We start from the raw sequence: 4,177 nt of genomic DNA on the forward strand, positions 1-4,177 counted from the left end.
TCCGAAGGGTGACCCACTCTCCCGGCCACACCACCGGAGACCGACCTACACGTGAGCCCGTACACACACCGTCACGTCAGGCCGTACGCGGACAGTCCCGGACGGGCCTGACACGACGAGGTTCTCGTGCCGGCCGACCCATTCCAGGGTGGTCAACGCGTTCTGGGTGGCTTCGGGGATCGAAGATTCCTCTGGTCGCCAGGACGCCAGTGTTTTGCCGCTGGGAAAGTTCGCGGTCTTGCGGCGCATCCGCCGGGTGGCGGAGTCACGGCCGGTGACTTCCTCGTTGAGCAGGACCCGCAAGACTTCGGCGGGGTCCCAGCGTTGCGCCCGGGCGGTGGCCAGCACATCCGGTGCGGCTTTGCGCAGATAGGGCAGCCGCATTCGGCGCAGGATCCGTTCGAGGTCTTCGGGGATCGGCGGTGCCGAGGGGCGGGTCATGCGCCGAACCTTTCCCACGGGCTGGTGCCTGGCTGGACGGAATGGTTCTCATCGACGAACACCACGTCGGTGGGAGCTCCGGCGGTGGCCAGATGATCCAGGATGGACACCAGATCGCCGTCGCCGAACCGGCCGGCGATCGCTGCCAGTCCGAGTGCGTGATCGACCTGCTGGGCGTCTAGGGCCGCAGCCAGCTCGACGGCTTTGCGCATTTTCGCGCGGACCCGGACCGCGCCTGCGGCGCCGGCTTCGATGAGCCACCGGTGGGCGCCTTCGCCCAGGTCCAGGAACGCGACTTCGTCGGCGGTGCGTGGTCGCGGACGCGGTGGGCGAGGCAGGTTCCCGCCGGGGTGGTTCGGGTAGTGGGCGTCGACGATCGACGGGTTGCCCGGCGTGGACAACCGGTGCCGGGCGATCTCGGCCAGCCCGGACGCTGTCCGCCCGACGACCACGAGTTCGTCGCCGGCGACCCGGCACCATACCTTCGCCCCGACATGTCCCGGCGGCGTCGAATATCGCACCGATCCGAACGACACCGTCTGATCATCGTTGACCAGGCGTTCCTCACCCAACGCCACCGCGTGAGGCTCGGCCGGCAACGCATGCAGATGGTGGCGTTCTGCTGCGAGGCGGACCGCCGGGATCGCCTTGGTCTCCCGATGAACACGGTTGTTGACCCGCTCGCACCAGTCAAAGCAGGCGTCGGCCAACTCCGCGAACGACCCGTAGGCCGGGGCGAGGTTCGCCGATGTCGGCACCAGGTCCGCTTTGGCGATCTTCACCGTCGCCTCGACGCCGCCTTTGGACTCCGGGTCGAACGGTTCACACGTCTCGACCTTGCACCCATAGTGTCGGCCCGCGGCCACGATCTCCGGATGCCGGATCGCCACCCCGGCAACATGCTCAACCGTCACCGTCCTGGCGTTGTCGGTGAGCACATACGTTGGTGCGCCACCGATCCGTCGCAGCGCCGCGTCCAGACACGCCACCAAAGTCGGCAGGGTCTGGTCCCAGACCGGCAGCACCACCCGGAACCGTGACCACGACAACCACGCGCAGAACAAGCTCGTCCGGCGGCCGCCGATCACCGGCCCGGAACCCCAGTCGAACTGGATCCACATCCCCGGCTCCGGCGTCCACGGCCGATACGCGCGCCGCCGGCCCGCCTTCCACGCCGCCTTCGCCTCCGCGACCGCACGCCGAGTCGAACGCTCATTGCCACCGAACCCCATCGCGACCAGCCGCTGATGCACCACATCCGCCCGGATCCGCGCCTGAGACTTCTCCACCAACTCCTCGATCTTGTCCAGGAACGGGTCGGTCAACCGCGCCCGCCGCGAACGCGAGAATGGGTCACCACCCTCATCCCGGATCGCCACATACCTGGCGACAGTCTTCTCATCGACCCCGACCAGCTGCGCCGCAGAATGCGCACAGCGAGTCAGATCGAACGCTTCCAGAATCTCCACGATTTCCCTGTCAGACTTGGTCACAGGTCCCCCGACGCTGCAGAAGCTGATCTTCACCAATCAGTGCAACGACGCGGGGACCGCCTACATATCGGGCGTCATCCACCGATCTTCGTGACCGTCAATCCGGAGCTCTGCTGTCCACCAGCCCGGCGACAAATGACCGCCCACCCGGATCATTCCCTGGCCGCTGGCAATGAGGTTCGGATTCTGCCACGTATGGTCGACCATACTTCCGGCTAGAACCCACCTTAATGATCATCCTCAGGTAACTACTTCGAGGTGGCTGGCCGAGTGCTGCACTAAGCGGCCCCACCGTTCCGGTCCGAGCGCGAGACGCCCGCCACGGTCACAGCATCATCTTGCCGCTCGATGCAATTCGGACTCACCGACCGACCTCCGCAGTCACGCGGCCAGTACTGGTCCGCAAAGAATCAAGGAGGGGCCCACGGAGGTCACGAAGAACAGAGATGATCAAGGCCGGTGACCTGCCCGAATGGGCGTCACCGGCCTGATGTTGCTGGGTCGGGCTGGCCGGATTCGAACCGACGACCCCTTGACCCCCAGTCGCGTCGAGGTGTTCAAGAGCCACTTTCACCTTTCCCCGATCTCCGCTATTGTCCCAGGTCACAGCACTTCTGATCATGACTCCTCGTGCCGGGCCATGCCGCCCGATGGTGCGAGGTTAAGGGTCAAACGAGGGTCAAGCGCAGAGCTTGGGGAGGCACCGATGGGACAGTCACGAAAGCGGATCGGCAAGGACTGCAAGCCGCGCTACACCGCCTACTACGAGGACATCCGTGGCAAGCGCCGCTCTGCGGGGACCTTCTCGAGCGAGAAGAAGGCCGACAAGGCGTGGCAGCGCGCGGAGGCGAAGGTTGCCGAAGGCAAGGCCGGCGACCCAGTCCGCGGACGGCAGACGTTCCAGCGATACGTCGAGGAGCAGTGGCTGCCGAACCACGTCATCGAGGCCACCACCCGCGAGGGCTACACCTACTCGATCTACGCCCACATCATGGACACGTTCGGACCGATGCGAATGATCGACATCTTGCCGTCGCAGGTCCGCGAATGGGTCCGTGAGATGACCAGCGACGGGATGTCGCCAGGAACACTCCGGCTGAACAAGACCATCCTCAGCGCCATCTTCACTACTGCGCTCAACGACCAGGTGACGGTTCTCCATCCCTGCAAGGGGGTCAAGACGCCTACGGTTCCCCAGAAGCCCCTACGCATCGTCACCCCGGAGGAGTTCGACACCTTCTACCTCCATCTGCCGGACGAGGTATCCCGGCTCATTGTCGAGACCGCGATCGAGAGCGGCATGCGCTGGAGCGAGCTGTCCGAGCTGCGCCCCAAGGACATTGACCTCGGAACGCGCATCATCACCGTCAGTCGAGGGTGCGTCGAGATCACGCCACGATTCCATCCCGAAGGTAAGCGGTTCCTGGTCAAGGAGTACCCGAAGGACGGCGAGTACCGACGGCTGAAGCTCAGCGCACAGATGATCGTGAAGCTTCGCGCCTTCATCGAGGAGCAGCGGCTCGGAGACGGCGATCTGTTGTTTGCGTACGAGCCGCCCGCGAGCCGTATGCCGGACGAACTCGACCTCGACGACGATCGGATCGGGCTCACCGAGCCCAACGCGGCCGGGCGGCAGTATCGGCACGGAACGATGACCGCGTACAACGCGGCGAAGTGTCGTTGTGCGTACTGCCGACGCGCCTACGCTGTCTACCGCGCGAATCGCCGAGCGGAGGGCAAGGACGACCCTCGCCGGGGACGGCGCTGGGAGACAGACGGCCATATCCCCCGCCGATGGTTCCGCGACTCGATCCTCAAGCCCGCGCTCGCAAGGTCGGCGATCGACGTCGACATCAAGATGCATGGGCTCCGGCACGCGCACGCGTCGTGGCTGCTGGCCGGTGGCGCCGATCTTCAGGTCGTCAAGGAGAGGCTCGGCCACGGGAGCATCAACACGACCGCACGATATCTCCATACGCTGCCGGACGCAGACGACACGGCGATCGATGCCTTTACCCGGATCCGACGCCGCTCCGAGCCGACATAGAAGTGAGGAGCTTGTTGAATCCGGCCCTGACACCGGACGCACACCAGACCAACAGAAGGCTGCGGTAGCGGGGGTGGCCCCCCCCCGCTGGCCGCCCACCCCGAAGCGGCTTGTGGCCGGCGTCGCAAACGCCGCCCAGAGACCCCGCCCCGCGGAGATGTAGAGGCGGCGGGGGGGGAGGAAGGGTAGTTAGAGC

3 protein-coding genes are annotated in these 4,177 nt (G+C 65.8%); 1 reads left to right on the plus strand and 2 read right to left on the minus strand.

Annotation, left to right across the window (positions count from 1 at the left end; genetic code table 11):
- Positions 1-45 precede the first annotated feature (45 nt).
- Both AB0M47_RS42230 and istA read right to left on the minus strand, forming a co-directional pair.
- Positions 46-441, minus strand: coding sequence for an ATP-binding protein (locus AB0M47_RS42230; RefSeq protein ID WP_363424552.1), 396 nt, complete (start codon positions 439-441; stop codon positions 46-48).
- The gene (gene istA / locus AB0M47_RS42235) at positions 438-1,934 is read right to left on the minus strand and encodes an IS21 family transposase (protein WP_363424555.1); all 1,497 of its coding nucleotides are present in this window, start codon (positions 1,932-1,934) and stop codon (positions 438-440) included. The genes AB0M47_RS42230 and istA overlap by 4 nt, the downstream gene beginning before the upstream one ends.
- Before the next feature lie 472 nt (positions 1,935-2,406).
- Between istA and AB0M47_RS42240 the strand changes: the two genes are divergently transcribed.
- Positions 2,407-3,981, plus strand: coding sequence for a site-specific integrase (locus AB0M47_RS42240; RefSeq protein WP_363424558.1), 1,575 nt, complete (start codon positions 2,407-2,409; stop codon positions 3,979-3,981).
- Positions 3,982-4,177: the final 196 nt, after the last annotated feature.

This window comes from Hamadaea sp. NPDC051192, from assembly GCF_040682475.1.
Lineage (GTDB): Bacteria > Actinomycetota > Actinomycetes > Mycobacteriales > Micromonosporaceae > Hamadaea > Hamadaea flava.

Bases quoted from the DNA above. Each gene is read 5' to 3' on its own strand.
- AB0M47_RS42240 (WP_363424558.1), top strand. From the start codon at position 2,407: ATGGGCGTCACCGGCCTGATGTTGCTGGGTCGGGCTGGCCGGATTCGA.
- AB0M47_RS42230 (WP_363424552.1), bottom strand. From the start codon at position 441: ATGACCCGCCCCTCGGCACCGCCGATCCCCGAAGACCTCGAACGGATC.